The organism is Micromonospora sp. NPDC049151 (genome assembly GCF_040648395.1).
Classification (GTDB): Bacteria; Actinomycetota; Actinomycetes; order Mycobacteriales; family Micromonosporaceae; genus Micromonospora.
In genome coordinates, this window is sequence record NZ_JBEZDP010000020.1 from 17,911 (window position 1) to 43,583 (window position 25,673).

General features: G+C 71.5%; 25 protein-coding genes and 1 tRNA gene. 17 read left to right on the forward strand and 9 right to left on the reverse strand.

The genetic code is table 11. The features are described from left to right. Positions 1-173 precede the first annotated feature (173 nt). From AB0B20_RS21630 to AB0B20_RS21680, 11 genes are all read left to right on the forward strand, one after another. Positions 174-1,904, forward strand: coding sequence for a CTP synthase (locus AB0B20_RS21630; RefSeq protein ID WP_357472871.1), 1,731 nt, complete (start codon positions 174-176; stop codon positions 1,902-1,904). After that, positions 1,901-2,506 (forward strand): NUDIX hydrolase, encoded by a 606-nt coding sequence (locus AB0B20_RS21635; protein ID WP_357388314.1) that lies wholly within the window; start codon positions 1,901-1,903, stop codon positions 2,504-2,506. The genes AB0B20_RS21630 and AB0B20_RS21635 overlap by 4 nt, the downstream gene beginning before the upstream one ends. Before the next feature lie 326 nt (positions 2,507-2,832). Further along, positions 2,833-3,948, forward strand: coding sequence for an alanine dehydrogenase (ald, locus tag AB0B20_RS21640; RefSeq protein ID WP_174537683.1), 1,116 nt, complete (start codon positions 2,833-2,835; stop codon positions 3,946-3,948). An 11-nt stretch (positions 3,949-3,959) separates the two neighbouring features. Beyond that, on the forward strand, positions 3,960-4,931 hold the full coding sequence (locus AB0B20_RS21645; protein ID WP_357472875.1) for a tyrosine recombinase: 972 nt from the start codon (positions 3,960-3,962) through the stop codon (positions 4,929-4,931). A gap of 194 nt (positions 4,932-5,125) precedes the next feature. Then, the gene (locus AB0B20_RS21650; protein WP_013285595.1) at positions 5,126-6,049 is read left to right on the forward strand and encodes an AAA family ATPase; all 924 of its coding nucleotides are present in this window, start codon (positions 5,126-5,128) and stop codon (positions 6,047-6,049) included. Positions 6,050-6,090: 41 nt separating this feature from the next. Beyond that, positions 6,091-7,176 carry a ScpA family protein gene (locus tag AB0B20_RS21655; protein ID WP_357388318.1) on the forward strand — a complete coding sequence of 362 codons (1,086 nt, stop codon included), beginning with the start codon at positions 6,091-6,093 and terminating at the stop codon, positions 7,174-7,176. Between the two features lie 4 nt (positions 7,177-7,180). Beyond that, positions 7,181-8,287 carry an SMC-Scp complex subunit ScpB gene (gene scpB / locus AB0B20_RS21660; protein WP_357472879.1) on the forward strand — a complete coding sequence of 369 codons (1,107 nt, stop codon included), beginning with the start codon at positions 7,181-7,183 and terminating at the stop codon, positions 8,285-8,287. Then, complete coding sequence (locus AB0B20_RS21665; protein WP_357388320.1) at positions 8,274-9,044, forward strand: pseudouridine synthase; 771 nt, start codon at positions 8,274-8,276, stop codon at positions 9,042-9,044. Before scpB ends, AB0B20_RS21665 begins: the two co-directional genes overlap by 14 nt. 169 nt (positions 9,045-9,213) lie before the next feature. Beyond that, entirely contained in the window at positions 9,214-9,894 is a 681-nt protein-coding gene (gene cmk / locus AB0B20_RS21670) for a (d)CMP kinase (protein ID WP_357388322.1), read from the forward strand. Between the two features lie 23 nt (positions 9,895-9,917). Continuing rightward, a complete protein-coding gene (der, locus tag AB0B20_RS21675) occupies positions 9,918-11,300 on the forward strand; it encodes a ribosome biogenesis GTPase Der (RefSeq protein WP_357473010.1) in 1,383 nt (460 codons plus the stop codon). A gap of 149 nt (positions 11,301-11,449) precedes the next feature. Then, positions 11,450-11,523 (forward strand) — tRNA-Pro (locus AB0B20_RS21680). Between the two features lie 117 nt (positions 11,524-11,640). On the opposite strand, the gene AB0B20_RS21685 is transcribed toward AB0B20_RS21680, so the two are convergent. The 8 genes from AB0B20_RS21685 to AB0B20_RS21720 all read right to left on the reverse strand — a co-directional run bounded on the left by AB0B20_RS21685 (position 11,641) and on the right by AB0B20_RS21720 (position 18,212). Further along, complete coding sequence (locus tag AB0B20_RS21685) at positions 11,641-11,901, reverse strand: tyrosine-type recombinase/integrase (protein WP_357384671.1); 261 nt, start codon at positions 11,899-11,901, stop codon at positions 11,641-11,643. Between the two features lie 109 nt (positions 11,902-12,010). Next, a complete protein-coding gene (locus AB0B20_RS21690) occupies positions 12,011-12,691 on the reverse strand; it encodes a DUF4097 family beta strand repeat-containing protein (RefSeq protein ID WP_357472882.1) in 681 nt (226 codons plus the stop codon). A 20-nt stretch (positions 12,692-12,711) separates the two neighbouring features. Next, complete coding sequence (locus AB0B20_RS21695; protein ID WP_357472885.1) at positions 12,712-14,091, reverse strand: prolyl oligopeptidase family serine peptidase; 1,380 nt, start codon at positions 14,089-14,091, stop codon at positions 12,712-12,714. Positions 14,092-14,172: 81 nt separating this feature from the next. Beyond that, positions 14,173-14,844 carry a response regulator transcription factor gene (locus tag AB0B20_RS21700; RefSeq protein WP_357384677.1) on the reverse strand — a complete coding sequence of 224 codons (672 nt, stop codon included), beginning with the start codon at positions 14,842-14,844 and terminating at the stop codon, positions 14,173-14,175. Next, complete coding sequence (locus tag AB0B20_RS21705; RefSeq protein WP_357472888.1) at positions 14,841-15,974, reverse strand: histidine kinase; 1,134 nt, start codon at positions 15,972-15,974, stop codon at positions 14,841-14,843. Before AB0B20_RS21705 ends, AB0B20_RS21700 begins: the two co-directional genes overlap by 4 nt. A 469-nt stretch (positions 15,975-16,443) precedes the next feature. Continuing rightward, positions 16,444-17,007, reverse strand: a complete 564-nt coding sequence (locus AB0B20_RS21710; RefSeq protein ID WP_357384681.1) for a hypothetical protein — start codon at positions 17,005-17,007, stop codon at positions 16,444-16,446. Between the two features lie 299 nt (positions 17,008-17,306). After that, complete coding sequence (locus tag AB0B20_RS21715) at positions 17,307-17,501, reverse strand: aldehyde dehydrogenase family protein (protein WP_357472891.1); 195 nt, start codon at positions 17,499-17,501, stop codon at positions 17,307-17,309. Between the two features lie 45 nt (positions 17,502-17,546). Further along, positions 17,547-18,212, reverse strand: coding sequence for a TetR/AcrR family transcriptional regulator (locus tag AB0B20_RS21720; protein WP_357472896.1), 666 nt, complete (start codon positions 18,210-18,212; stop codon positions 17,547-17,549). 91 nt (positions 18,213-18,303) lie between these two features. Between AB0B20_RS21720 and AB0B20_RS21725 the strand changes: the two genes are divergently transcribed. The 5 genes from AB0B20_RS21725 to AB0B20_RS21745 are packed head-to-tail and all read left to right on the forward strand — an operon-like array spanning position 18,304 to position 23,432. Then, a complete protein-coding gene (locus AB0B20_RS21725; protein WP_357472899.1) occupies positions 18,304-19,452 on the forward strand; it encodes an acyl-CoA dehydrogenase family protein in 1,149 nt (382 codons plus the stop codon). A 14-nt stretch (positions 19,453-19,466) separates the two neighbouring features. Next, complete coding sequence (gene fabG / locus AB0B20_RS21730) at positions 19,467-20,225, forward strand: 3-oxoacyl-ACP reductase FabG (protein WP_357384687.1); 759 nt, start codon at positions 19,467-19,469, stop codon at positions 20,223-20,225. 32 nt (positions 20,226-20,257) lie between these two features. Further along, complete coding sequence (locus tag AB0B20_RS21735; protein WP_116507000.1) at positions 20,258-21,430, forward strand: acyl-CoA dehydrogenase family protein; 1,173 nt, start codon at positions 20,258-20,260, stop codon at positions 21,428-21,430. Continuing rightward, on the forward strand, positions 21,427-21,891 hold the full coding sequence (locus AB0B20_RS21740; RefSeq protein ID WP_357384690.1) for a MaoC family dehydratase: 465 nt from the start codon (positions 21,427-21,429) through the stop codon (positions 21,889-21,891). Before AB0B20_RS21735 ends, AB0B20_RS21740 begins: the two co-directional genes overlap by 4 nt. After that, entirely contained in the window at positions 21,888-23,432 is a 1,545-nt protein-coding gene (locus AB0B20_RS21745; RefSeq protein ID WP_357472902.1) for a long-chain fatty acid--CoA ligase, read from the forward strand. The genes AB0B20_RS21740 and AB0B20_RS21745 overlap by 4 nt, the downstream gene beginning before the upstream one ends. Positions 23,433-23,850: 418 nt before the next feature. On the opposite strand, the gene AB0B20_RS21750 is transcribed toward AB0B20_RS21745, so the two are convergent. Beyond that, entirely contained in the window at positions 23,851-24,453 is a 603-nt protein-coding gene (locus AB0B20_RS21750) for a helix-turn-helix domain-containing protein (protein WP_357384694.1), read from the reverse strand. A 118-nt stretch (positions 24,454-24,571) separates the two neighbouring features. On the opposite strand from AB0B20_RS21750, the gene AB0B20_RS21755 reads away from it, so the two are divergent. Further along, positions 24,572-25,291 (forward strand): DUF998 domain-containing protein, encoded by a 720-nt coding sequence (locus tag AB0B20_RS21755; RefSeq protein WP_357384696.1) that lies wholly within the window; start codon positions 24,572-24,574, stop codon positions 25,289-25,291. Positions 25,292-25,673 lie beyond the last annotated feature (382 nt).

The following is a 25,673-nucleotide window of genomic DNA, read 5'->3' on the forward strand; positions in this document are numbered from 1 at the left end:
GCCGTCGCGCCGGGCCGGAGAGGGTCGCCACCGGCCCCACGTGCGCCGACAGCGGGTGCGACGCCGGCTCACGGTCCGGATGGTGTTACCGTGGAATCCCGTGGATCGCGTGATCACTCTGCTGATCGGCACGGCGGTTCGCACGACCGCTACGGACGACACGGGAGCAGGCGTTGGCCCCTACAGCACGGACGACCAGGCACATTTTCGTCACCGGGGGCGTCGCCTCCTCGCTGGGTAAGGGCCTCACCGCCTCCAGCCTCGGCAGTCTGCTGACCGCGCGCGGACTGCGCGTGGTGATGCAGAAGCTCGACCCGTACCTGAACGTCGACCCCGGCACGATGAACCCGTTCCAGCACGGCGAGGTCTTCGTCACCGAGGACGGCGCCGAGACCGACCTCGACGTCGGCCACTACGAGCGGTTCCTCGACCGGGACCTCTCCGGCAAGGCGAACGTCACCACCGGCCAGATCTACTCGGCGGTGATCGCCAAGGAGCGGCGCGGGGAATACCTCGGCGACACGGTGCAGGTCATCCCGCACATCACCAACGAGATCAAGGCCCGCATCCGCGGCATGGCCGACCCGGACGCCGACGGCCAGGTGCCCGACGTGGTGATCACCGAGGTCGGCGGCACCGTCGGCGACATCGAGTCGCTGCCGTTCCTGGAGTCGATCCGGCAGATCCGCCACGACCTGGGCCGGGACAACTGCTTCTACCTGCACGTGTCGCTGGTGCCGTACCTGGCGCCGTCGGGCGAGCTGAAGACCAAGCCGACCCAGCACTCGGTGGCGCAGCTGCGCAGCATCGGCATCCAGCCCGACGCGCTGGTGCTGCGCTGCGACCGGGAGATCCCGGAGAAGGTCAAGGAGAAGCTGTCGCTGTACTGCGACGTCGACCGGGAGGCGGTCACCGCCGCGCCGGACGCGCCGAGCATCTACGACATCCCCAAGGTGCTGCACCGCGAGGGCCTCGACGCGTACGTGGTGCGCCGGCTCGGCCTGTCGTTCCGCGACGTCGACTGGACCCGCTGGGACGACCTGCTGGAGCGGGTGCACCAGCCCCGGCACACGATCACCGTGGCGCTGGTCGGCAAGTACGTCGACCTGCCCGACGCGTACCTGTCGGTGAGCGAGGCGATCCGGGCGGCCGGGTTCGGCCACCGCGCCCGGGTGCAGCTCAAGTGGGTGCCCAGCGACGACTGCGTGACCCCGGCCGGTGCCGCCGCCGCGCTGTCCGGCGTCGACGGCATCGTGATCCCCGGCGGCTTCGGCGTGCGCGGCATCGAGGGCAAGGTCGGCACCGCCCGGTACGCGCGGGAGAACGGCGTCCCGCTGCTCGGCCTCTGCCTCGGCCTGCAGTGCATGACCATCGAGGTGGCCCGGCACCTGGCCAACCTCGACGGGGCGAACTCGCTGGAGTTTGACGAGGAGGCAGTGCACCCGGTCATCGCCACCATGGCCGACCAGGAGGACATCGTCGCCGGGCGCGGCGACCTGGGCGGCACCATGCGGCTCGGGGCGTACCCGGCGAAGCTGGCCGAGGGCTCGATCGTCGCCGAGGCGTACGGCAGCACCGAGGTCAGCGAGCGGCACCGGCACCGGTACGAGGTGAACAACGCCTACCGCGACCAGCTCGCGAAGGCCGGCCTGAACATCTCCGGCACCTCGCCGGACGGGCGGCTGGTCGAGTTCGTCGAGCTGGACCGCACCCTGCACCCGTTCTTCGTGGCCACCCAGGCGCACCCGGAGCTGAAGAGCCGCCCCACCCGGCCGCATCCGCTGTTCGCCGCGTTCGTCGGCGCCGCCGTGGCGTACTCGCAGGCCGACCAGCTGCCGGTGGACCTGGACGGCGCGTCGAAGAAGACCGGCCGCGGCGGCGGCGCGAAGGCGTCCGGGAAGTGAGCGGCGTCGAGCACCGCTATGAGGTGACCGGCCGCCGGGAGATCTGGTCCGGCCGGATCTTCTCCGTGGTCAGCGACGACGTCACCATGCCCGGCGGCGGCAGCGCGACCCGCGACTACGTGCGGCACGTCGGCGCGGTCGCCGTGGTGGCGCTCGACGACGCCGGTCAGGTGGTGCTGATCCGCCAGTACCGGCACCCGGTCGGCCGGCACCTGTGGGAGCTGCCCGCCGGTCTGATGGACGTCGGCGGCGAGGACCTGGCCGCCGCCGCGCTGCGGGAGCTGGGCGAGGAGGCGGACCTCACCGCGGGGCGCGTCGACGTGCTCGTCGACCTGCACAGCTCGCCCGGCTTCACCGACGAGGTGGTCCGGGTCTTCCTGGCCCGCGACCTGGCCGACGTGCCGGCCGAGCAGCGGCACCACCGCCACGACGAGGAGGCCGACCTCCAGGTGGTGCGCGTGGACCTGGACGAGGCGGTGCGGATGGTCCTGGCCGGCGAGATCACCAACGCCTCCTGCGTGGCCGGACTGCTCGCCGCCGCCCGCGCCCGCGAGACCGGCTTCACCGAGCTGCGCCGCCCGGAGGCGCCGCTGCCGCGCTGACCGGCGACGACGCGAAGGGCCGCCCGGCGTACCGCGCCGGGCGGCCCTTCGCGGTAGTTCACGTCCGTCCGGCGTCGCCGCGGCGCCGGTGCGAAGATGACATCGAACTCTGTCCCGTCGGCGGGTGACGTCTCCACCGGGCGGCCCGAGGGGTTGCCTGACAGACCGTCAGGACCAGCGGCCACCGGATGTCACAGTGTCGCGGCCGGTGGACCTTCCACGGGCCTAGACTGCCGCCGGCGGGACCGGCAGACCGCGCCGGCAACGGAGCCGGCGCGGCGCCGCGCAGTCGGGGGTGAACCGCCCCGGAGGAAGGTGTCTGCATCGTGAAGGTCGGAATCCCCCGCGAGGTCAAGAACCACGAGTACCGGGTGGCGATCACACCCGCGGGCGTCAACGAGTTCACCCGCCACGGCCACGAGGTCTTCGTGGAGGCAGGCGCGGGCGTCGGTTCCAGCATCACCGACGACGAGTTCGCCGCCGCCGGCGCGAAGATCCTGGCCACCGCCGACGAGGTGTGGGACACCGCCGAGCTGGTGCTCAAGGTCAAGGAGCCGATCGCCGAGGAGTACCACCGGATGCGCGAGGGGCAGGTGCTGTTCACCTACCTGCACCTGGCCGCGTCCCGCGAGTGCACGGACGCGCTGGTCGACCGCAAGGTCACCGGCATCGCGTACGAGACGGTCGAGCTGCCCGACCGGTCGCTGCCGCTGCTGGCCCCGATGTCCGAGGTGGCCGGCCGGCTCGCCCCGCAGGTGGGCGCCTTCTACATGATGCGCACCGGCGGCGGGCGGGGCGTGCTGCCCGGCGGCGTCTCCGGCGTGTACGCGGCGAAGACCGTGGTCATCGGCGCGGGCGTGTCCGGCCTGAACGCCGCCGCCATCGCGCTCGGCCTGCAGTCCGAGGTGCTGCTGCTGGACAAGAACGTGGCCCGGCTGCGCCAGGCCGACGCCATCTACCGGGGCCACCTGCAGACGGTCGCCTCCAACGCGTACGAGATCGAACGGGCCGTGCTCGACGCGGACCTGGTCATCGGCGCGGTGCTGGTGCCCGGCGCGAAGGCCCCGAAGCTCATCTCCAACGAGCTGGTCTCCCGGATGAAGCCGGGCAGTGTGCTCGTCGACATCGCCATCGACCAGGGCGGCTGCTTCGAGGACTCGCGCCCGACCACGCACGCCGACCCGGTCTACAAGGTCCACGACTCGATCTTCTACTGCGTGGCGAACATGCCGGGCGCGGTGCCGAACACCAGCACCTACGCGCTGACGAACGTCACCCTGCCGTACGCCCTCGAACTGGCCAACCAGGGCTGGCAGCAGGCGCTGCGCAACGACCCGGCGCTGGCGCTGGGCCTGAACACCCACGCCGGCAAGGTCGTCTACGGGCCGGTCGCCGAGGCGCACGGCATGGACGTGCTGCCGCTGGACGAGGTGCTGAGCTGACCGACGCCGCGGTGCGCAGGGCCGGCGCGGAACCCGCGCCGGCCCTGCGCCGTGCGGTCCGGGCCTACCTGGACCACCTCACCGTCGAACGCGGGCTGTCCGCGAACACGCTCGCCTCGTACCGCCGGGATCTGGACCGCTACCTGGCCACCCTGGCCGCGGCCGGGGTGACCGACCTGGCCGCCGCCGGGCCCGCGCAGGTCGAGGCCCACCTGGCCCGGCTGCGCGCGGGCGACGACGACCACCCGCCGCTCGCCGTCTCGTCCGCCGCCCGCGCCGCCAGCGCGGTACGCGGCCTGCACCGCTTCGCGCTGCGCGAGGGACTCGCCGGCGCCGACCCCAGCCGCGACGTCCGGCCGCCCGCACCGCCGCGCCGGCTGCCCCGGGCGCTGCCGGTCGACGCGGTCCTGCGGCTGCTGGAGGCCGCCGGCCTGCCCGGCGCCACCGGCGACGCCGCCGCCCGCGCGCTGCGCGACCGGGCACTGCTGGAATTCCTGTACGGCACCGGCGCGCGCATCTCCGAGGCGGTCGGCGCGGCGGTCGACGACCTCGACCTGGACGCCGGCACCGTGCTGCTGCGCGGCAAGGGCGGCCGGACCCGGCTGGTCCCGGTCGGCGGGTACGCGGCCGACGCGCTGCGCGCCTGGCTGGTCCGGGGCCGCCCGGCGCTGCTCGCCGCCGGGCGTGGCACCCACGCGGTCTTCGTCAACGCCCGTGGTGGCCCGCTCACCCGGCAGGGCGCCTGGGCGGTGCTGCGCTCCGCTGCCACCCGCGCCGGCCTGCCCGTCGACGGGCGCGACGCGGTCTCCCCGCACACGCTGCGCCACTCGTACGCCACCCACCTGCTCGACGGCGGCGCCGACGTGCGCGTGGTGCAGGAACTGCTCGGCCACGCCTCGGTGACCACCACCCAGGTCTACACGCTGGTGACCGTGGAGCGGCTGCGCGAGGTGTACGCGACAGCGCATCCGCGCGCCCGCTGAGCGCCGACGCGACCGGCCCTGGCTGACGGGCGGCCGACACGCCGACCCGCTACCGAACGCGCTGCTGGCCGGTGGCGTACAGTCGGCATCGGCGCGGGCCTCCAGGTACGACGGACCGGGGGTGCGCAGCGGCGCCGCGAGGGACGTCGGACGGCTCCGACGCCGGGTGGTCGTCGGGAGGGGGCAACGAGGACATGGCAGGCAACGGTGACCGTGCCGAGACCTGGACGTCGGAGCTCCGTGAGCAGCAGGCGACGCTCGGTGCCGATCTCGGCCCCGCCGACCCGGCCGCGTACACCATGCGCAAGCCGATCCCCGAACCCATGCCGACCGACCGGCACGGCCCGGCGCGGATCATCGCGATGGCCAACCAGAAGGGCGGCGTCGGCAAGACCACGACGACCATCAACCTGGGCGCGGCCCTGGCCGAGTACGGCCGCAAGGTGCTCCTCGTCGACTTCGACCCGCAGGGCGCCCTCTCCGTCGGGCTGGGCGTCAACCCGCACAACCTGGACCTGTCGGTCTACAACCTGCTGATGCAGGACGACGTCACCGCCGAGGACGTCCTGATCAAGACCGACGTGGCCGGCCTGCACCTGCTGCCCGCCAACATCGACCTCTCCGCCGCCGAGATCCAGCTGGTGAACGAGGTCGCCCGGGAGATGGCCCTGGCGCGGGTGCTGCGCACCATCCGCAAGGAGTACGACTTCATCCTGATCGACTGCCAGCCCTCGCTGGGCCTGCTGGCGATCAACGCGCTCACCGTCGCGCACGGCGTGCTCATCCCGCTGGAGTGCGAGTTCTTCAGCCTGCGCGGTGTGGCGCTGCTGCTGGACACCATCGACAAGGTGCGCGAGCGGCTCAACTTCGACCTGGAACTCGAAGGCATCCTCGCCACCATGTACGACAGCCGCACCACCCACTGCCGGCAGGTGCTGCAGCGGGTGGTCGAGGCGTTCGGCGACAAGGTCTACCAGACCGTCATCACCAAGACGGTGAAGTTCCCCGAGTCCACGGTGGCCGGCGCCCCGATCACCACCCTCGACCCGGCCTCCTCCGGCGCGCGCAACTACCGGCAGCTGGCCCGGGAGGTCATCGCCGCCCAGGCGGACCGGTAGGGCGTACGCCGGCTGCCCGCCGCGTCGTCTACGGTTTCCCGGTGACCGCACCGCCCCTCGACCCGCCGCACGGCCCCGGTGACGCCGCCGTCGCCGCGGAGCTGGCCGCCGAGGTCGACGGTGTGGTGCCCGACAGCCCGGAGACCAGTGGCTTCACTGTCCGGCTGGACAACTTCACCGGCCCGTTCGACCTGCTGCTCCAGCTGATCAGCAAGCACAAGCTGGACGTCACCGAGGTCGCCCTGCACAAGGTCACCGACGAGTTCATCGCGTACCTGCGCGCCATGGGCGACCAGTGGGACCTGGACGAGACAAGCGAGTTCCTGCTCGTCGCCGCCACCCTGCTGGACCTGAAGGCGGCCCGGCTGCTGCCCTCGGCCGAGGTCGAGGACGAGGAGGACCTGGCGCTGCTGGAGGCGCGGGACCTGTTGTTCGCCCGGCTGTTGCAGTACAAGGCGTACAAGGAGGCCGCCGCGCACATCGCCGAGCTGGAGGCGGTCGGCGGCCGGCGCTACCCGCGGGCGGTCACCCTCGAACCGCGGTACGCCGAGGCGCTGCCCGACCTGGTGCTCGGCATCGGCCCGGAGCGGCTGCGCAAGCTGGCGGTCAAGGCGATGAGCCCGAAACCGGTGCCCGAGGTGTCCATCGCGCACGTGCACATGGTCCGGGTCAGCGTCCGGGAACACGCCGGCATCATCGCCGACCGGCTGCGCCGAGCCGGGGTCGCCACGTTCTCGCTGCTCTGCGCCGACTGCGAGATGACGCTCGAAGTGGTGGCCCGGTTCCTGGCGCTGCTGGAGCTGTACCGGCAGGGCCTGGTGGCGTTCGTGCAGGAGCAGGCGCTGGAGGAGCTGACGGTCCGCTGGACCGGCCCGGCCGACGGTGACGCCGAGCTGACAGTCGACGAGTACGCCGGCACCCCCGAGCCCACGACCACGTCCGTCCCCGCCGCGCCGGCCGACGACGCTGCTGCTCCGGCCGACGATGCTCCGGCCGGCGCCGTCGTGACTGGCGATGCTGCCGTGACTGGCGATGCCGCCGTGCCGGGCGGCGTCGCAGCGCCTACGGCATCCGAGCCCGCCGTGCCCACCGAGGCGGCGGACGAACCCGCACCGACGCAGGAGTGAACGGATGAGCGACCAGGAACGCCGCGACTCCCTGGCCGACCAGGCCGCCGCCTGGGTGCCCCCGTGGGAGCGCCCCACCCCGCCCAAGCCCGCCCCGGACGACACCGTCCCGGCCGACACCCACCCCTCGAAACCCGACATCACGGACACCGCATCGAAGCCGTCCACAGATCTTGGAAGCGAGGGGCCCTCAGAGGGGCCGATTCCATCCAAGATCGCCGCTGCGGTCCCGGCCGTGCCGGATCTTGGTACGGGGGCGCCCTCTGAGGGGCGGGACCGTACCAAGATCTCGGGGGCGAGCGGGGCGGGCGGGGCGGGCGGGGCGGGCGGGGCGAGCGGGGCGGGCGGGACGGCGACCGGGTCCGGGGGCGGTGCGGCGGGCGCTGAGGGGTCCGACGACGATCGCCCGTCGCCTGCGGTCGGCGATCGGCCAGTGGCCGCCCTCGGCGACGACGCCGGGCGGGACGCGGCGCGGCAGGAGGGCGGGGGAGCGGGTGCTGAGGGCGTACCCCCGAAGCGGGGACGGCGGCGAGCCGTGCCGGAACCGCCGCCCGCACCCGTCCTGGACGACGCGGAGCTGCGCGGCGCCCTGGAGGCGATCCTGCTCGTGGTGGACCAGCCGGTCAGCGAGCTGACCCTGGCCGAGGTCCTCGAACAGGCCCCGGAGCGGGTCGGCGCGATGCTCGACGAGATCGCCGCCGGGTACACCGCGGCCGGGCACGGGTTCGACCTGCGCCGGGCGGCGGGTGGCTGGCGTCTCTACACCCGCCCGGAATACGCGACGTACGTGGAACGGTTCGTGCTGGACGGGCAGTCCGTGCGGCTGACCCAGGCCGCGCTGGAGACCCTGGCCGTGGTCGCCTACCGCCAGCCGGTGACCCGTTCCCGCATCTCGGCCATCCGGGGTGTCAACTGCGACGGGGTCCTCCGTACCCTGGTGGGTCGCGGCCTGGTCGAGGAGTGCGGCACCGAAGCGGACAGCGGCGCCTACCTCTACCGGACCACCACCATGTTCCTGGAGAAGCTGGGGCTGAACTCGGTGGACGACCTGCCGCCGCTCGCCCCGTTCCTTCCCGACGACGTAGAAGAGCTTGCCGATGCGACGCGATGACCGTGCCCCGAAGCCCGACGCCCCCGTGTACGAGGGCGCCGAGCGCCTGCAGAAGGTGCTCGCCGCCGCGGGGGTGGGTTCCCGGCGCGCCTGTGAAGACCTGATCTTCCGGCGCCGGGTGACAGTGAACGGGCGGGTGGCGCAGCTCGGCGACAAGGCCGACCCGGCCCGCGACGTGATCGTCGTCGACGGGGAGCGGCTCCAGGCCGACGTCCGCCTGGTCTACGTGGCGATGAACAAGCCGCGCGGGGTGGTCACCACCATGGCTGACGAGAAGGGCCGCACCGAGCTCGCCGACTTCATCGGCGCGCGGCTGGAGCAGCGGGTCTACCACGTCGGGCGGCTCGACGCCGACAGCGAGGGCCTGCTCCTGCTCACGAACGACGGCACCCTCGCCCACAAGCTCATGCACCCGTCGTACGAGGTGCTCAAGACCTACCTCGCCGAGGTCGCCGGGCCGATCCCGCGCAACCTGAGCAAGCGGCTCACCGCCGGCGTCGAGCTGGAGGACGGGCCGGTGAAGGTCCACGGGTTCAAGGTGGTCGACACGCTCGGTAAAACCGCCCAGGTGGAGCTGACCCTGCACGAGGGGCGCAAGCACATCGTCCGGCGCCTGATGGCCGAGGTGGGACACCCGGTGTCCCGTCTGATCCGTACCTCGATCGGTCCGATCAAGCTCGGCGACCTGCGCACCGGGCGGCTGCGGCGGCTGACGAACGCGGAGGTCGCCGCCCTGTTCAAGGCGGTGGGTGACTGACCCGCCGATCGGGGTACCGCTCCCGGTAGGCTTCGACGCGGTCCGCGGCCGGCACACGCTTGCCCGGCGGGACGCCCGCGCGGCGCGGGCATGATTGACGACAGAACCATCCGCTCAACGGCGCCCGGGAATCGGGCGACCCGCGAGGTACGGGCTGAGGAGGACAACGGTGGAGGAAAACGTACCGGCCGGGCGATGTGTGGTCGCTGTGGACGGGCCGTCCGGTTCGGGGAAGTCCACCGTGTCGCGGCGACTGGCCACGGGCCTGGGCGCCCGCTACCTCGACACCGGCGCCATGTACCGGGCGCTGACCTGGGCGGTCCTGCGCTCCGGGGTGGAACTCACCGACACCGAGTCGGTGGCGAAGGTCGCCGCCGAGGCCGACCTCCGCATCGGCACCGACCCCCAGGGGTACGCCGTGACAGTCGACGGCACCGACGTGTCCACAGCCATCCGCGGCGCCGAGGTGACTCAGGCGGTGTCCGCGGTCGCCGCCGTCGCCGCCGTACGCGAGCTGCTGGTGGACCGGCAGCGGCGGGTGATCGCCGACGCGGGCCGGATCGTGGTCGAAGGCCGGGACATCGGCTCGGTGGTCGCGCCGGACGCGGACCTGAAGGTGTACCTGACCGCCTCCGAGGCGGCGCGCGCGAAGCGCCGCAGCGCCGAGGACGCCGCCGACGTCGCGGCGACCGCCGCCGACCTGGCCCGCCGGGACCGGCTCGACTCGACCCGCACGGTCAACCCGTTGCAGCAGGCCCCCGACGCGGTGGTGCTGGACACCACCGAGCTGGGCATCGACGAGGTAGTGGCACGTCTGCGCGACATGCTCACCGAGCGGGGTGTGGCGTGAGTGACAATGATTTCGGTAGCTGGGTGGAGCTGCGCGAGCCGGAGGCCGACTCCGGTGAGCCGACCGGCCCGCAGCCCGTGGTGGCAGTGGTCGGCCGTCCGAACGTCGGCAAGTCCACGCTGGTCAACCGCATCATCGGCCGCCGGCAGGCGGTCGTGGAGGACATCCCCGGCGTGACCCGGGACCGGGTGCCCTACGACGCGCAGTGGAACGGCCGGGCGTTCACGGTGGTGGACACCGGCGGCTGGGAGCCCGACGCCAAGGACCGGGCCGCGGCCATCGCCGCGCAGGCCGAGACCGCTGTGGCGACCGCCGACGTGGTGCTGTTCGTGGTGGACGCCATGGTCGGCGCGACCGACGTGGACGAGGCAGCGGTGAAGATGCTGCGCCGCAGCGCCAAGCCGGTGATCCTCATCGCGAACAAGGCCGACAACGCCACCATCGAGATGGAGGCGACCTCGCTGTGGTCGCTCGGCCTCGGTGAGCCGTTCCCGATCTCGGCACTGCACGGCCGGGGCTCCGGCGACCTGCTCGACGCGATCATGGACGCGCTGCCCGAGGCGCCGAAGATCGTGGAGGACCGGCCGCGCGGCCCCCGCCGGGTGGCGCTGGTGGGCCGCCCCAACGTCGGCAAGTCCAGCCTGCTCAACCGCTTCTCCGGCGAGGAGCGCGCGGTGGTCGACTCGGTCGCCGGCACCACAGTCGACCCGGTCGACAGCCTGGTCGAGATCGGCGGCGAGACCTGGCAGCTGGTCGACACCGCCGGCCTGCGCAAGCGGGTCGGCAAGGCCAGCGGCACCGAGTACTACGCCAGCCTGCGTACCGCCTCGGCGATCGAGGCGGCCGAGGTCGCCGTGGTGCTGCTCGACTCCAGCGAGGTGATCAGCGAGCAGGACCAGCGGATCCTCACCATGGTCGTCGAGTCCGGCCGGGCGCTGGTCATCGCGTTCAACAAGTGGGACCTGGTCGACGGCGACCGCCGCTACTACCTGGACAAGGAGATCGACCGGGAGCTGCGGCGCATCCCCTGGGCGATCCGGCTGAACCTGTCCGCGAAGACCGGCCGCGCGGTCGACAAGCTCGCGCCCGCGCTGCACAAGGCGCTGGCGAGCTGGGAGACGCGCATCCCCACCGCGCAGCTCAACCAGTGGCTCACCGCGCTGGTCCAGGCCACCCCGCACCCGGTACGCGGCGGACGCGCGCCGCGCATCCTGTTCGCCACCCAGGCCGGGGCGGCGCCGCCGCGCTTCGTGCTGTTCACCACCGGGCCGCTGGACGCCGGCTACCAGCGCTTCGTGGAGCGCAAGCTCCGCGAGGAGTTCGGCTTCGAGGGCAGCCCGATCGAGATCTCGGTACGCCCGCGCAAGAAGCTCGGCCCCGGCGGCCGGGGCAAGGCCCACGGCTGACGCTTCGGGCGCCGCCGTTTTGCCGCGCCACACCCTCCTAGGATGCTCTAGGGGGTGTGGCGCGCGGCGCGGGAGGGGCCTCTGCGCGCGGTGCGAAGATCCTGCGCTAAGCTGTACCGGCTGCCGCGGGGGAGACCTGGCGGGGGCATCGGGACGTGGCGCAGCTTGGTAGCGCACTTGACTGGGGGTCAAGGGGTCGTCGGTTCGAATCCGGCCGTCCCGACAGGAAAAAAAGCCCTGACCAGCGAGAATGCTGGTCAGGGCTTTCGCTTTCATCTATGAAGCTTTGAGCCGCCCCCCCCCGAAACCCCCCATTTACGAGGTACGGCAACCAAGTTCGTCATCGGTGTGCATCGTTGTGTGCTGCTGGTGGCTGCGGCCCGTTCGGGCTGGTGCCGAGTCGCTCGAGGATGTCGGACACGTCCGGGGCTTGGACGGGCTTGGCGACGTAGTAGGTCTCGGTGACTTCCTCGCTGGAGTGCCCAAGCTGGGCTGCGGCGCTCTTGGTGTCGGTCTCCTCCTTGATCAGGGTGGCCACGGTCTTGCGGAAGGTGTGCGGGGTGACCCAGTCGAGGTCGGCGCGCGTGGCTGGTCCGGTCATGACCACGCACCCGGGTCCTGCGGGCAGGCAGCGTCAGGCCAGGTCCGCTACGTCGGTCTGATCCGGTGAGCGTTCCGTGCCGTTGTGGACCGTCTGCTGCGGGCGGTGTTCACTCGGGTGCGGTGACGAGGATGTCGCCGCCGCCGGAGTGGACACCGATCCTGTGCGCGGAGGCAGCGTCGGTGGGGATCTCGACGGTGGTTGTGCCGCCGGAGCCCTGCGCGTCGATGCTGTAGCGGTCGCGGGGTAGCCGGAGCGTGACGTCACCACCGCTACTGTCCACGCGGACGGACTCGGGCGGCTTGGTGAACGTGAGCTGGATGGCGCCGCCGCCGGTCCGGGCCGTGATGGTGGCCGGGGTGATTCCGCTCGCGTCGACCGCTCCGCCGCCGGACGTCAGGTTCAGCTCGCCGGACAGGCCGGTGACGGAGATGGTGCCGCCGGCACTGTCAAGCGTGGCCTTGAACGTGGCCGGCACCTCGAGGTGGTAGTCGACGCTGCAGCTGCCTGGGTGGCCCGCGCAGCCCGACGTAAACGTGAGATCCGACCCAACGACGTTGTGCTGCGGTACTGGTTTCGCGCCGGTGTACCGGATGGTCTCGGTGACGTGCACGGTGCCGCCGGAGCCGGCCGTGACGGTGATCCGGCCGCCGAGGCTGCTGACGGCGAGGGCGTCAACCTTGTCGGTGAGGTCGTACGCGCGGGTCTCGGTCTGCTGCTGCTCGTCGCAGGCGGCCAGCGGTACGAGCGCCATGGCTAGACAGGCAAGTGCGGTGATGCGGGTGCGCACAAGGTGGCCTTTCCAGAGGGTCAGGGGAGCAGGAGGCCCCAGTACAGGGCCCAGGGGAGGAAGAGGACGCCGGCCACGAGCAGGAAGCCTTGGCGCAGACGGTCGACGGTGGAAGTACGCCATGCGTGGATCGTCACGGCGGTGGTGATGACGGTTAGGAGCGCGACGGCCTGGAGCGCCAGCCAGAACACGGGTCGACCACCCACCATCGGGCCCGGTGAGATGCCCTTCCAGTTTGCGCTGTCGGCCACGGTGACGAAGTATGCGACGAAGCCGATGACCGCAGTGGCACCCGCGGCGGCGAGGAGCCGGGCGGGACGAGCGGCGGTTACCGCACGGCGGGGCACTCGCCGGACAAGAGCGACGATCGGGTAGGACAGGAAGCCGGTCAGGAGCACGGCGAGGGCGATGAGCTGCGCGGGCCAGGACTCCCACCATGCCGAGGGGGTCAGTGCGACGCTGTTCGCCTGCTGCGCCGGGGGCTGATCGACGTGCGGCGGCGGAATGGTGCCGGCGCCGACCGCGCGGATCCAGTCGCCGACGATCTCCGGGTACGACGGGAACAGTTCGTTGGTGAACATGCCGGTGTCGTCGAGGACTCGCAAGGTGTGTCCTGCGCTGGGGATGAACCGGACGGTCAGCGGTGAGCGGATCGTCTGGCGCAACACAGCGACGCTCTCGGCGGGCGGCACTTGCGTGTCGGCCGTTCCGTACACGGCGAGGACCGGCTGCGTGACGGCGGACAGCGCCGGCCGTGGCTCATAGTCGGCCTCGGCGAACAGTCCTGCGTCGTCCGCGAGCCGGTAGAACTTGTTGGACAGCGTGTCGGTGAGCGCGCCGGAGACCCCGGCACCAGCCAGCTTGTTGCGCATGTTCCAGTTCTGGACGCGCACCGGTGGCAGGGCCGGGGCGGAGGCGAGGACGAGGAAGGCGATGTCCTTCGATCGGCTCGCGGCGATGGGCATGACCCAGCCGCCCTCGCTGATCCCCCAGAGCCCGACGGCGTTCGGCTTCACCCCAGGTTGCTTTCGCAGGACGCCGACCGCGGCGACGACGTCGTCGGCGAGCAGCGAGTACACCGGGTTGTCGAGCGGGCGTTTGTCGTACGCGAGAACGGCGATCCCCTGTCGCGCGAAGGCGATCGCCTCCGGGGTGACGCTTGACCGCTTGCCGTTGCCGGAGCCGTGCACCAGCACCAGTCCGGGCAGCGGGCCGGACGCGGCGCGAGGCGCGAAGACCGTACCGGCAAGGGTCTTTCCGTCGGCCGTAGGAATTCCGACGTCGGTCGTGGTCAGGTCGGCCGGGACCGGAGCCGGCGGTGGGGCGGCGGCTGACGGTACGCCGGTCAGTGCGATGGCGACGAACAGCAGGCTCAGGATTCGGACAGTGCGTGCGATCACCGGACGATCATCGAAGAACCGGCGTACGCAGCCATCGCCGCAGCGAACGGACCTACCTGGGTCGCGCGAGCGGTTCTGGTCTCACTCCACAGAGGGAGGCGGCTCGCCGGCGACGACGAGACCGGACTCGTACGCGGCCACGACCGCCTGTGCCCGGTCCCGCAGGCCGAGCTTGGCGAGCACACTGCTGACATGCGTCTTGACGGTGTGCTCGCTGACCACCAGTCCGGCCGCGATCTCGGCATTGGTCAGTCCCCGGCCGAGGAGCTGCAGCGTCTCGCGCTCCCGCGGGGTGAGCCGGTCCAGGCCGGTCCAGGAGTTGGGCGGCGGCGCCGGCCTGCGGACCGCCGTCTCGATCAGCCGAGTGGTGAGCGCTGGGGCGAGCAGCGACTCACCAGCGGCGACGACCCGGACCGCGTGGACCAGTTCGGCGCGGCGGACGTCCTTGAGCAGGAAGCCGCTCGCTCCGGCGCGCAGCGCGTCGTACATGTAGTCGTCCTGCCCGAATGTCGTCAGCATGAGCACCCGTACGGGTGCGCCGCTCAGCCGCTGGGCGGCCTCGATGCCGTCCATCCCCGGCATTTGGATGTCGAGCACCAGGACGTCGGGGGTGTGCTCGTGAACGGCGGCCACCGCCTCGGCGCCGTCAGCGGCCTCGGCGACGACCTCCATGTCGGGCTCGGCGTCGAGGATCGCCGCGAAGGCGCCCCGCACGAGCTCCTGGTCGTCGGCGACCACGATGCGGATGCTCATCGCGCGACCTCCGCCGCCGCGCCGGGCAACCTCGCCTGCACCTGGAAGCCCTTGCCGCCGGGCACCGGGCCGACCGACGCGGACCCACCGCAGGACGCGGCGCGTTCCCGCATGCCGATGAGCCCCTGTCCTCGGCCGTCGGTCTGGGGCCCTCGGCCGTCGTCGGCCACGGTGATGACGAGTTCGCCGTCACGCCAGTCGAGCGTCACCGTCACCGTCTTCGCCTCCGCGTGTTTGAGCACGTTGGTCAGCGCCTCCTGGACGATCCGATACGCCGCGACCTCGGCGTCGGGCGTTACGGTACCGGGCCGTCCGGAGACGATCAGCGTGACCGACGTGGAGCCGACCCGGGAGACCGTGTCGACGAGGCCCGGGATCCCAGCGAGCGTCGGCTGCGGGGTGCGCGCGCTCTCGCCACCGGCGTCAAGGACGCCGAGGATCCGGCGCAACTGGGCCATGGCGTCCCGGCCCGCCGTGGCAATCGCCTCGAACGCTGCCTCTGTACGAGCAGGGCCGTGCTTCATCGCCACCGGCCCTGCCTCCGCCTGCGCGATCGTGATGCTCACCGCGTGGGCCAGGATGTCGTGCATGTTCCGCGCGATCCGGGACCGTTCCCGCTCGGCCTCCAGTTCCCGCTCGCGTTCGAGGTGCCGGGCGCGCTCCTGAAGCGTCCGTACGTACTCCTGTCGGTTCGACCAAGCGCGGCCCATCGCATACGCGGTCGTCCACAGCAGCGCTCCCCGGGCAGCGGTCTCGAACGAGCCGGTGAGAATGAACGCACCCGACGCGATGATCACGACGGCGCTGACCCGTTGCCAGCGGGGCGCTTGCGCGGCGACAGTGAACATGGCGATCAGCGCTCCATACCAGAGGGGCTGGCGCGGCCCGTCCGGGACGAACGTGTACGCGGCGGCGGCAAGCTCGCTCACCATGAGGACGGCGAACGGTGCCCTCCGCCGCCAGATCACCGGCAGCGACACGGCAACACAGATTAAGTACGCGGCGATCGGCCAATCTCGGCCGCCGGACACGAACGGGGCAAGCTGGGCGACCAACGCGACAACCACCAGCCCGGCGTCCACCGCTATCGGCGGCAGCCCGCCCGCCCGCCGTACCACTCGTTCGTACATGATCCGATTCTGACGTACGGCCAGCGTCGAAACATTCGGCGGTGCATCGCACGTCAGACGTCAGCTGATACACACGGATACTTCAAGGCCGCGGTCGCCATCCTGCCGCACGGCAGCACTGGGATCAGCGCTCGGCTTGGCTGAAACGAAGTTCAGAAGGCTGGTCCGAAACATGGGGCTGGCCTTGCTTGCTTCCTGGGGACCACGCCGGTCAAGTGCGCCGTCCGGTAGCGCTCCTTGACCGCTGGTCAAGCTTCAGCGGCCGGCTGAACGCGACTACCGCCGGGCCGGCAGAACTCTGGCCACCGCCGCCGCTGGCATCGCTCATCCCCACAACATCGGAGCTCTCCAGCTGAACCAACCGGACCCCGGCCCCCGTCGGTCAGGGATTCGAGACGTCCTTCAGGTCCTCAAGACGGCCCGAAACGGGCCCCACGCCCCGGCCGCCTGAGGATGAGGCCTGGGGTAGTCAACGCGGGACGGCCACTGTGGTTTGGAAGTCTGCGCCGTCGCGGAGCCGGGCTATGAGGTCCAGCACGGCGGCGGGTCCGCCGTGAGCGCTGGTCCAGCGACTCACCACGCAGGCCGCGTGTAGGTACGGTCGGTCCACGCCGCCCGCGGTCATGGCTCGCCAATCCGAGTCGACGATCGGCGAGGCCTGCTCGTACGGCAGGCGGCACCGGTCCCCCTCAGAGGAGGGCTTCAGATAGCGGGAGTCGTCGGAGATGAGTACGGCCAGCCCTTCGTCGAACCAATGCGGCACTTTGCCTCGGGCCGACCCGAGGCGCTCGTGGAACTCGACGTGCGACAGCTCGTGGGTCGCGATGGTTTCGTTTGCCCCGACTGGTGACAGCATGAGGGACCAGTTGCGGATCGCCTGTCCTTTCTCCCCGCCTCCGCCGAGCCGCCGGTAGCAGGCTGGGGCGGCGCAGATCAATACCCTGGGATGGCTCATCCGGGTGCCGTAAAAGCGGGTGATCCGTTCGTCGTCCGGGTCGGTGTAGATGCTGCCGTCGAGTGCGGAAAAGTCCATAGCACTGTGGACAGGCAGTCGCCGCGACGGCGGGAGCGACCAGGGCAACTGTCCCGACAGCGACTCCGATGAGGGCGACCACGGCCAGCGCCACGATCCATCTACGCCTTGGCATGCCGGCATGGTGGCCCTCCGAACTGACGACTGGAGGTGGCACTCGTCCGGTGGGCGTGAGGTCGCCAAGCGCGTCAGCGCCCGGGGGACCGGGTGGGGACCACATGTCGTGCGGGGATGGTCGACGGCATGCCGTCGACTACACGGCCTGGTCTTGGGATGGCGTGCGTGACGTGCGGGAATGCTTAGCGAATCGTTCGGCCCAGCCCGGGAAGGCGGCGCCGGGCGGCCGTGACGGCGCGGTCGACGTCGGCCGCCGTGCCTGCCGGCACGCTCGCCAGCACCTCCTCGGTCGCCGGGTTGTGCACCGCGATGGTCTGCCCGCAGGAGGGGACGACCCACGCTCCGTCGAGATAGATGTCGGATAGTGCGAGATCCATCGCGCACCTCACGGTGGTCGAAAACTATCGCTGGAAGTTTCTACTCTAGTGCCCCGGATCGGCTGGCGGGAGGGGTGGTAGCGGCCCGACGTGCTCCTCGTAGGTGCGGGAGAGCCCATGGATGAGCGCGTCGAGGCCGAGCGCGAAGGCGCCCTCGTCCACCCGTTGCTGATGCTCGGCGAGCCGGTGCGCCTGGGTCAGGTGCGGATACCGCTCCCCGTACAACCCCGGGTCCTCGACGAAGCCACGGGCGAACGATCCGAGCGCGGAGCCCGCCACGAAGTAGCGCATCAGCGCCCCGATGTGCGTCGCGCGCGCGGGCGGCCAGCCGGCAGCGACGAGCCCGCCGTAGACCGCGTCGGCCATCGCCAGCGCCGCCGGCCGCCGGCCCGGCCCGCGGGCCAGGTACGGGACGATGTTCGGGTGTGCGGCCAGTGCCGCCCGATACGAGTGCCCCCACCGGCGCAGCGCCTCGTGCCAGTCGAGGTGCCCGAAGAAGGAGACGTCCACCTGGGCGGTGACGCTGTCGGCCACCGCGTCGAGAATCTCGTCCTTGGTGGCGAAGTGGTTGTAGAGCGAGGGCCCGCGTACGCCGAGTTCGGCAGCGAGCCGGCGGGTGGAGAACGCCTCCAGCCCGTCCGCGTCGATCAGCGCGGCGGCGGCATCGACGATCCGCTGCCGGCTGAGCAGCGCCTGCCTCGGCCGGGGCATCCGCGCCTCCCTCGCTCACTCGTCGGTCCGCGGCAACTCTGCCACAGCCGGGTCTGGACGTACTTAAACTTTCAGCGCTAGTTTATGCCGCATGGACCTTCAGCTCTCCGCGGAGCAGGCGGCGGTTCGTCAGCTCGCCGCCGAGTTCGTCGACCGTGAGGTTGTCCCGCACGCCGCGGCCTGGGACCGGCGCGAGTCGGTCGACCCGGAGATCGTGGACAAGCTCGGCCGGCTGGGCTTCCTCGGGCTGACCATCCCCGAGGAAGACGGCGGGTCCGGCGGCGACCACCTCTCCTACTGCCTGGTGCTGGAAGAGCTCGGCCGGGGCGACTCCGCCGTCCGGGGCATCGTCTCGGTGTCGCTCGGGCTGGTCGCCAAGGCCATCGCCGCGCACGGGTCCGCCGCGCAGCGGGCCGAGTGGCTGCCCCGGCTCTGCGCCGGCACCGCGCTCGGCTGCTTCGCCCTGACCGAACCGGACAGCGGTTCGGACGCGGCCGCGCTGACCACCCGGGCGACCCGCGACGGCGGCGACTGGCTGATCACCGGCGCGAAGACGTTCATCACCAACGGCACCGTGGCCGACGTGGTCCTGCTCTTCGCCCGCACCGGCGGACCCGGACACCGGGGCATCAGTGCGTTCCTGGTGCCCACCAACGTCGCCGGGCTCACCCGGAGGGAGATCCACGGCAAGCTCGGGCTGCGCGGGCAGGCAACCGGTGAGCTGTGCTTCGACGCCGTCCGGGTGCCCGACTCGGCGCGCCTCGGCCCGGCCGGCGGCGGGTTCCGGCTGGCCCTGGCCACCCTGGCCAAGGGCCGGATGTCGGTGGCCGCCGGCTGCGTCGGCATCGCCCAGGGCTGCCTCGACGCGGCGGTCGGCTACGCCGGGCAGCGCACCCAGTTCGGCAAGCCGATCGCCGGGCACCAGCTGGTGCAGCAGTTGCTCGCCGCCATTGCCGTGGACACCGCCGCCGCACGGCTGCTGGTGTGGCGGGTGGCCGACCTCGTGGACCGGGGCGAGGCGTTCGCCACCGAGGCCTCGATGGCCAAGCTCTTCGCCAGCGAGGCAGCGGTCCGGGCGGCCAACAACGCCGTCCAGGTCTTCGGCGGGTACGGCTACATCGACGAGTACCCGGTCGGCAAGTACCTGCGCGACGCCCGGGTCGCCACCCTCTACGAGGGCACCAGCCAGATCCAGCAGCTGCTCATCGGGCGTGCGCTCACCGGCGTCAACGCCTTCTAGCAAAGGGGAGAACCGTGACCAGATTCGCCGACCGGGTGGCCGTCGTCACCGGCGCCGGGCAGGGCATCGGCGCGGCGACCGCGCACCGGCTGGCCGCCGAGGGCGCCGCCGTCGCCGTGGTCGACCTCGACGAGGAGCGCAGCCGGGCGGTCGCCGACGAGATCACCGCGGCCGGCGGCCGGGCCGTCGGCATCGGCTGCGACGTGACCGACCCCGCGGCGGTGGCCGCGATGACCGACCGGGTGGTGCAGGCGTACGGCGGGTTGCACGTGCTGGTGAACAACGCCGGCATCACCCGCGACGACCTGCTGTTCAAGATGCCCCTGCCGCACTGGGAGGCGGTGCTGACCACCAACCTGACCAGCATGTTCCTCTGCTGCCAGGCCGCCCAACAGCACATGGTCGCGGCCCGCTACGGCCGGATCGTCAACCTCAGCAGCCGCTCCGCCCTCGGCAACCGGGGCCAGGTCAACTACGCGGCGGCCAAGGCGGGGGTGCAGGGTCTGACGGCCACCCTCGCCATCGAACTCGGCCCGTACAACGTCACGGTCAACGCCGTCGCCCCGGGCTACGTGGCCACCGCGATGACCGCCGCCACCGCGCAGCGGGTCGGTAGCAGCCCGGAGGAGCATCAGCGGATGGTCGCCGAGCACACCCCGCTGCGCCGGGTCGCCCAGCCGACCGAGATCGCTTCGGTGATCGCCTTCCTGGCCAGCGACGACGCGTCGTACGTCAGCGGACAGACCCTGTACGTCAACGGCGGCGCGCGCTGAGGCGCGCCGGCGGACCAGCACCCGGAGGGGACATGGACTTCGCGCTTTCCGACACCGAGCGGGCGATCCGCGATACCGCCCGCGACTTCATCACCAGGGAGGTCATGCCGCTGGAGCAGGAGCTGCTGCGGCGGGAACGGGCGCACCGGCCCGGACTGGAGCACAGCGAGCTGCGCGAGTTGCAGCTCAAGGCGCGCAAGTTCGGGTTCTGGGGGCTGGCCACCCCGGAGGAGTACGGCGGCATGGACCTGCCGGCCGTCACCCAGTCCCTGATCTGGACCGAACTCGGCCGCTCGTTCGTGCCGTTCCGGTTCGGCGGCGAGGCGGACAACATCCTGTTCCACGCCAATGACGAGCAGAAGCGCGAGTACCTGGTCCCGACCATCGAGGGGGAGCGGCGCAGCTGCTTCGCGATCACCGAGCCCGGCGCCGGCTCCGACGCGGCCAACATCAAGCTCAGCGCCCGCCGCGACGGCGACGACTGGATCCTCAACGGCGAGAAGACCTTCATCACCGGCGGTCACGACGCCGACTTCGCCATCGTGATCGCGGTGACCGACCGGGAGAAGGGGGCCCGCCACGGCGGCGCCACCGCGTTCCTGGTGGACCGGTCGATGGGCTGGCGCTCGGAGTTCATCCAGACGATGGGCGAGGGTGGCCCCGCCTCGCTGGTCTTCGACGACGTCCGGGTGCCCGGGCGCAACATCCTCGGCGAGCCCGGGCAGGGCTTCAGCCTCGGTATGGAGTGGATCGGCAAGGGCCGCTACATTATCCCGTCGCACGCCGTCGGCATCGCCGAGCGGGCGTTGTCGATGGCCATCGACTACGCCAACACCCGGGAGACCTTCGGCGCGAAGATCGGCACCAACCAGGCCATCCAGTGGATGATCGCCGACTCGGAGACCGAGCTGGAGGCGGCCCGCTGGCTCATCCTGCGCGCCGCCTGGACCGTCGAGCAGGGCATGGACCCGCGGCACGCCTCCTCGATGGCGAAGCTTTACGGCGCGGGCATGGTCAATCGGGTGGTCGACCGCGTCCTGCAGATCCACGGCGGCATGGGCTACACCCGCGAGCTGCCGATCGAGCGCTGGTACCGGCAGGTCCGGCTCTACCGGATCTTCGAGGGCACCGACGAGATGCAGCGACTGATCATCTCCCGCGACCTGCTGCGCGGCTACACGAAGCTGGGAGGACACCTGGCATGAGGGTCTTCGCGTCCATCGAGGAGTTGGCCGAGGCGACCGGCGGGACCCTGGGCCCCGGCCCCTGGTTCCGGATCGACCAGCAACGGGTCGACCGGTTCGCCGACGCCACCGACGACCGCCAGTGGATCCACATCGACCCGCGACGGGCCGCGGCTGGCCCGTTCGGCGGCACCATCGCGCACGGCTACCTCACGTTGTCACTGCTGCCGGCGCTGGCCGGTGGCCTTTACCGGGTAGAGGGGGTGGCCATGGGGGTCAACTACGGCCTCAACCGGGTGCGCTTCCCGGCCCCGCTCCGGGTCGGCAGCGCGGTCCGCGCCACCGCGACCCTGGCCGAGGTTTCACCCGTGGACGGCGGCGTGCAGGTGGTCACCGCGGTCACCGTCGAGAGCGACGCCGGTGGCAAGCCGGTCTGCGTCGCCGAGACGGTCAGCCGCCTGGTGCGGGGCGTGGCCCGATGACCGCGCTGTCGCTGGCCATGGTGCTGGCCGAGTCCGCCCGCCGGCACGCCGACACCGTCGCCGTGGTCGACGGCGACGCCCGGGTGACGTACGCCGAGCTGTGGCTGGAGGCGCGCAGCTACGCCGCCGGGCTGCGCGAGCGGGGGGTCGGCCCCGGCGACAAGGTGGCCCTGCTGGCCCCGAACGTGGTGGACTTCCCCCGGGTCTACTACGGGGCCCTCGCCGCCGGCGCGGTGCTCGTCCCGGTGCACCTGCTGCTGACCGTGGACGAAGCGGCGCACGTGCTGACCGACAGCGGCACGAAGCTGCTGGTGTGCCACAGCTCCCAGCTCGCCCTGGGCGCCGCTGCCGCGGCGGCGGCCGGCGTGCCGCTGGTGACCGTCGGGCCGGCCGCCGCCGGCGCGGTCGCGCCCCGCCTGGAGGAGCTGAGCCACCCGCTGCCACCGCTGCCGTCGTACGTCACCCGGTCGGCGGAGGACCCGGCGGTGGTGCTCTACACCAGCGGCACCACCGGGGTGCCCAAGGGCGCCGTGCTCACCCACCTCAACCTGGTCATGAACGCCACCGTGAACGTCTTCGACGCCAACGACGCGCGCAGGACGGACGTAGTGCTCGGCTGCCTGCCGCTGTTCCACAGCTTCGGCCAGACGGTGGCGATGAACGGCACCTTCCGGATCGGCGCGACGCTGGTGCTGCTGAGCCGGTTCACCGGGCCGGCCGCCATCGACCTGATGCTGCGTGAGGGGGTGGACGTCTTCCACGGCGTGCCCACCATGTACGTGGCGCTGCTCGACGCCGCCCGGGACCGGGACGACCTGCCCCGGCTGCGGCTCTGCGTCTCCGGCGGGGCGTCGCTGCCGGTGGCCGTGCTGGAACGGTTCCACGCCGCCTTCCAGACGACGGTCTTCGAAGGGTACGGGCTCTCCGAGACCTCACCCACCGCCACCACCAACCAGCCGCACTTCGGCACCCGCGCCGGGACCATCGGGCACCCGGTCTGGGGCGTGGAGGTGGAGATCGCCCGCGCGGAGGTGGACGAGCGGATCGAGCTGCTGCCGACCGGAGAGCTCGGCGAGATCGTCATCCGGGGGCACAACGTCTTCGCCGGTTACCTGGGGCGGCCCGAGGCGACCGCGGAGGCGGTGGTGGACGGCTGGTTCCGTAGCGGTGACCTGGGACGCAAGGACGCCGACGGGTTCATCACCATCGTCGACCGGAAGAAGGACATGATCATCCGGGGTGGCTTCAACGTCTACCCACGCGAGGTGGAGGAGGTCCTTGCCGGGCACCCGGCGGTCGGCCAGGTGGCGGTGATCGGGGTGCCCGACCCTCGTCACGGCGAGGAGGTCTGCGCGGTGGTGGTGGCGGACCCGGCCGGCCCGGGCCTGCCCGACGAGCAGGAGATGATCGACTGGTCGCGGGAGCATCTGGGCCGGCACAAGTACCCGCGGCAGGTCCGGTATGTCGACGACCTGCCGCTCGGGCCGAGCCACAAGGTGCTCAAGCGGGAACTGCGTCGCCGGATGGCCCCGCCCGACTGACCACCGCCCGCCGTCCGCTGCCACCCGCCCAGGCCGCGGCCCTCGTCGCGCTCGCCGCGCATCGAGGGCCGCTTCCTCCGGCTGTCGCGCCGGCGAGCGTCGCCCGTCGTCGTGCTCGGCGGGCGGTCCCGGCGGTGGCGTCGAATACTGAGCCGATCACCAACCCCGACCTCGATCCCGAGGTACCGACGGGCTGCCGCAAGTCCGGTCGGTACACGATCTATAAAGCTGCCGGGGAGCCACAGTCAGGGGCGGGGGCCGGCCCGGCACCTGCTGACCGCGCTCGGCGACGTCACGGGTCGGTGATGACCTCAAGCGGCGGCTCAATGCACTCTTTGGTGACGTGGTTCAGGAATGAAACGGGAAGCCCGTCACCGTGACGGGCCGTGACGTTTCCATTGGTCCACTGGCGTGGACGCTACCTGCCACGCGCCGGGTCATGCTCACTCCAGCCCTGATCGAGGATCCGGAATCCCGCGTCGAGCATCGGATCGGTGTCACTCGTCACGAGTAGCTGGATCTGGAGGGCGAAACGAGCGTAGACCCGGATGTCGTCGCTCGGCTGGGACAGGCCGAGATCCTCGGTGATGGCCGCGACGAGTGCGTCCTCGTGGCGGAGCCACATCCGGGAGGCGTACTCCTGAAGGGCCGGTGTGGCTTCCATCAGCGACATGACGCGGCGGCGGAGCGGCGCCTCCTCGCCGGACCACATGGCGACGAACTCGGAGCGGTAGTAGGCCTTCAGCGCCTCCGAGATCGAGAGGCCGGCCGGTCTCTCGCGTACGGCGGCGACGAGTCGCTCGCGTTGCGCGTCTTCCTCGTGGAAGAGGAGTGCCTCCTTCTGGGGAAAGTGGGCGAAGACAGTGGTGGGGGAGACGTCCGCCTGGTCGGCGATCTCTCGCACGCTCACCGCGTCGAAGCCGCGCTTGAGGAACAGCTCCTGCGCAGCTAGCAGGATCGAGGCTCTGGTCATGGCCTTCTTTCGCTCGCGCCGCCCAGTTTGATTCAGCTCCCCTGCCATGCCCGTCATCGTACAACTCTGACCATTATTGTATTGACACCGAAACTGGTGCCACTACACTTTTGCAGTGATACCAGGGGCGTCCGTCCCTGCCGACCTCGCCGAAGGGCTCCCGGCCATGACACAACTGGTGACGGCAACGCCGACGGCAACCGTCTCTGCGGCGCAACGGAGCGGCCAGCGCCGGCCCGCCGGAGCAGCGCTCGCCGCAGCGGCAGCGATCTTCCTGCTGCTCGAGTTCGTCGCCGCCGCGGCCTGGCGGAGTCCGCCCTACAGCTACACCTACCACTACATCAGCGACCTCGGAGTCCACGGCCCGCTGACCGCGTTCGGCCAGTACGTGTATTCGCCCCTCTGGTGGGTCATGAACACCGGCTTCTCCCTCTTCGGAGTCCTGGTGTTCATCGGTGTCGCCCTGCTCAACGGCCTGCGAGGCTGGCGCCGGGGGGTCCTGCTCGGCATGGCCACCCTGGTCGGCGCCGGCGGCGTCGTGCTGGCGCTCTTCCCCGGCGACGGCGAAGCCGATCGGCAGGGCACTGTCGACTTCCACGGCCTGGGTGCCATGGCCGCCATCGTCGGCGGCAACATTCTGATCATCGTGCTCGGACGCATGTACCGAGATCTCGGCATCGGTAGGAAGCCCGGGAAGGCCATGGTCATGCTCGGCGCCTTCGGACTCGTCTCCACGGTGGCTTTCCTCGCCGTCGCCGGCTCAGGGGCCAACGTGTTGGTCGGCCTCGTCGAACGCTGCGCCGTCTACTCGATCCTCATCGGCCTCATCTCCGCAGGGGTTTCCATCTGTCGCCGCAGGTACCGGCGGGATACCGCCGCGCTCTAATACAGCGGCAGTTGTCCAGGGGGAGCCGCGTCGTCGGTAGTGGCAGATCCGGGCTTGGTGTTGGCGGCGTCGTCGCCTTCGGACCATCCCCGGCGCGGTGAAGCCGATCATCATGCCGTCACCGGGCCGGCTCCCTTTTGCGGTAATGGATCGGGCCACGGCAAGGCAGGCGTGGGCGGCCATCGAGAGCGTGATGGGCGTACCAGGCCCGTCAGTCGCGGACCTGGTACTCATAAAGGCCGGCTTCGTTCCTGGCTTGAATGGTGGTGTGCGGTGTCCGATGCACGGAAATGGACTGAAGTACACCGGTCCGAGCCCGAGGAATCCGGTGGCGTGGCCGCATCCGCCACAGCACCGGCGCCGCTGTCCGCAGGGCGGTGAC

Excerpts from the sequence above, each read along its gene's own strand:
- AB0B20_RS21685 (WP_357384671.1), bottom strand. The coding sequence starts at position 11,901 with ATGACCGGACCAGCCACGCGCGCCGACCTCGACTGGGTCACCCCGCAC.
- AB0B20_RS21735 (WP_116507000.1), top strand. The coding sequence starts at position 20,258 with ATGGACTTCGCGCTTTCCGACACCGAGCGGGCGATCCGCGATACCGCC.
- AB0B20_RS21750 (WP_357384694.1), bottom strand. The coding sequence starts at position 24,453 with ATGGCAGGGGAGCTGAATCAAACTGGGCGGCGCGAGCGAAAGAAGGCC.
- AB0B20_RS21700 (WP_357384677.1), bottom strand. The coding sequence starts at position 14,844 with ATGAGCATCCGCATCGTGGTCGCCGACGACCAGGAGCTCGTGCGGGGC.
- AB0B20_RS21755 (WP_357384696.1), top strand. The coding sequence starts at position 24,572 with ATGACACAACTGGTGACGGCAACGCCGACGGCAACCGTCTCTGCGGCG.
- scpB (WP_357472879.1), top strand. The coding sequence starts at position 7,181 with ATGAGCGACCAGGAACGCCGCGACTCCCTGGCCGACCAGGCCGCCGCC.
- AB0B20_RS21665 (WP_357388320.1), top strand. The coding sequence starts at position 8,274 with ATGCGACGCGATGACCGTGCCCCGAAGCCCGACGCCCCCGTGTACGAG.
- AB0B20_RS21740 (WP_357384690.1), top strand. The coding sequence starts at position 21,427 with ATGAGGGTCTTCGCGTCCATCGAGGAGTTGGCCGAGGCGACCGGCGGG.
- AB0B20_RS21650 (WP_013285595.1), top strand. The coding sequence starts at position 5,126 with ATGGCAGGCAACGGTGACCGTGCCGAGACCTGGACGTCGGAGCTCCGT.
- AB0B20_RS21705 (WP_357472888.1), bottom strand. The coding sequence starts at position 15,974 with ATGTACGAACGAGTGGTACGGCGGGCGGGCGGGCTGCCGCCGATAGCG.
- AB0B20_RS21710 (WP_357384681.1), bottom strand. The coding sequence starts at position 17,007 with ATGGACTTTTCCGCACTCGACGGCAGCATCTACACCGACCCGGACGAC.
- AB0B20_RS21725 (WP_357472899.1), top strand. The coding sequence starts at position 18,304 with ATGGACCTTCAGCTCTCCGCGGAGCAGGCGGCGGTTCGTCAGCTCGCC.
- AB0B20_RS21745 (WP_357472902.1), top strand. The coding sequence starts at position 21,888 with ATGACCGCGCTGTCGCTGGCCATGGTGCTGGCCGAGTCCGCCCGCCGG.
- AB0B20_RS21715 (WP_357472891.1), bottom strand. The coding sequence starts at position 17,501 with ATGGATCTCGCACTATCCGACATCTATCTCGACGGAGCGTGGGTCGTC.
- AB0B20_RS21720 (WP_357472896.1), bottom strand. The coding sequence starts at position 18,212 with ATGCCCCGGCCGAGGCAGGCGCTGCTCAGCCGGCAGCGGATCGTCGAT.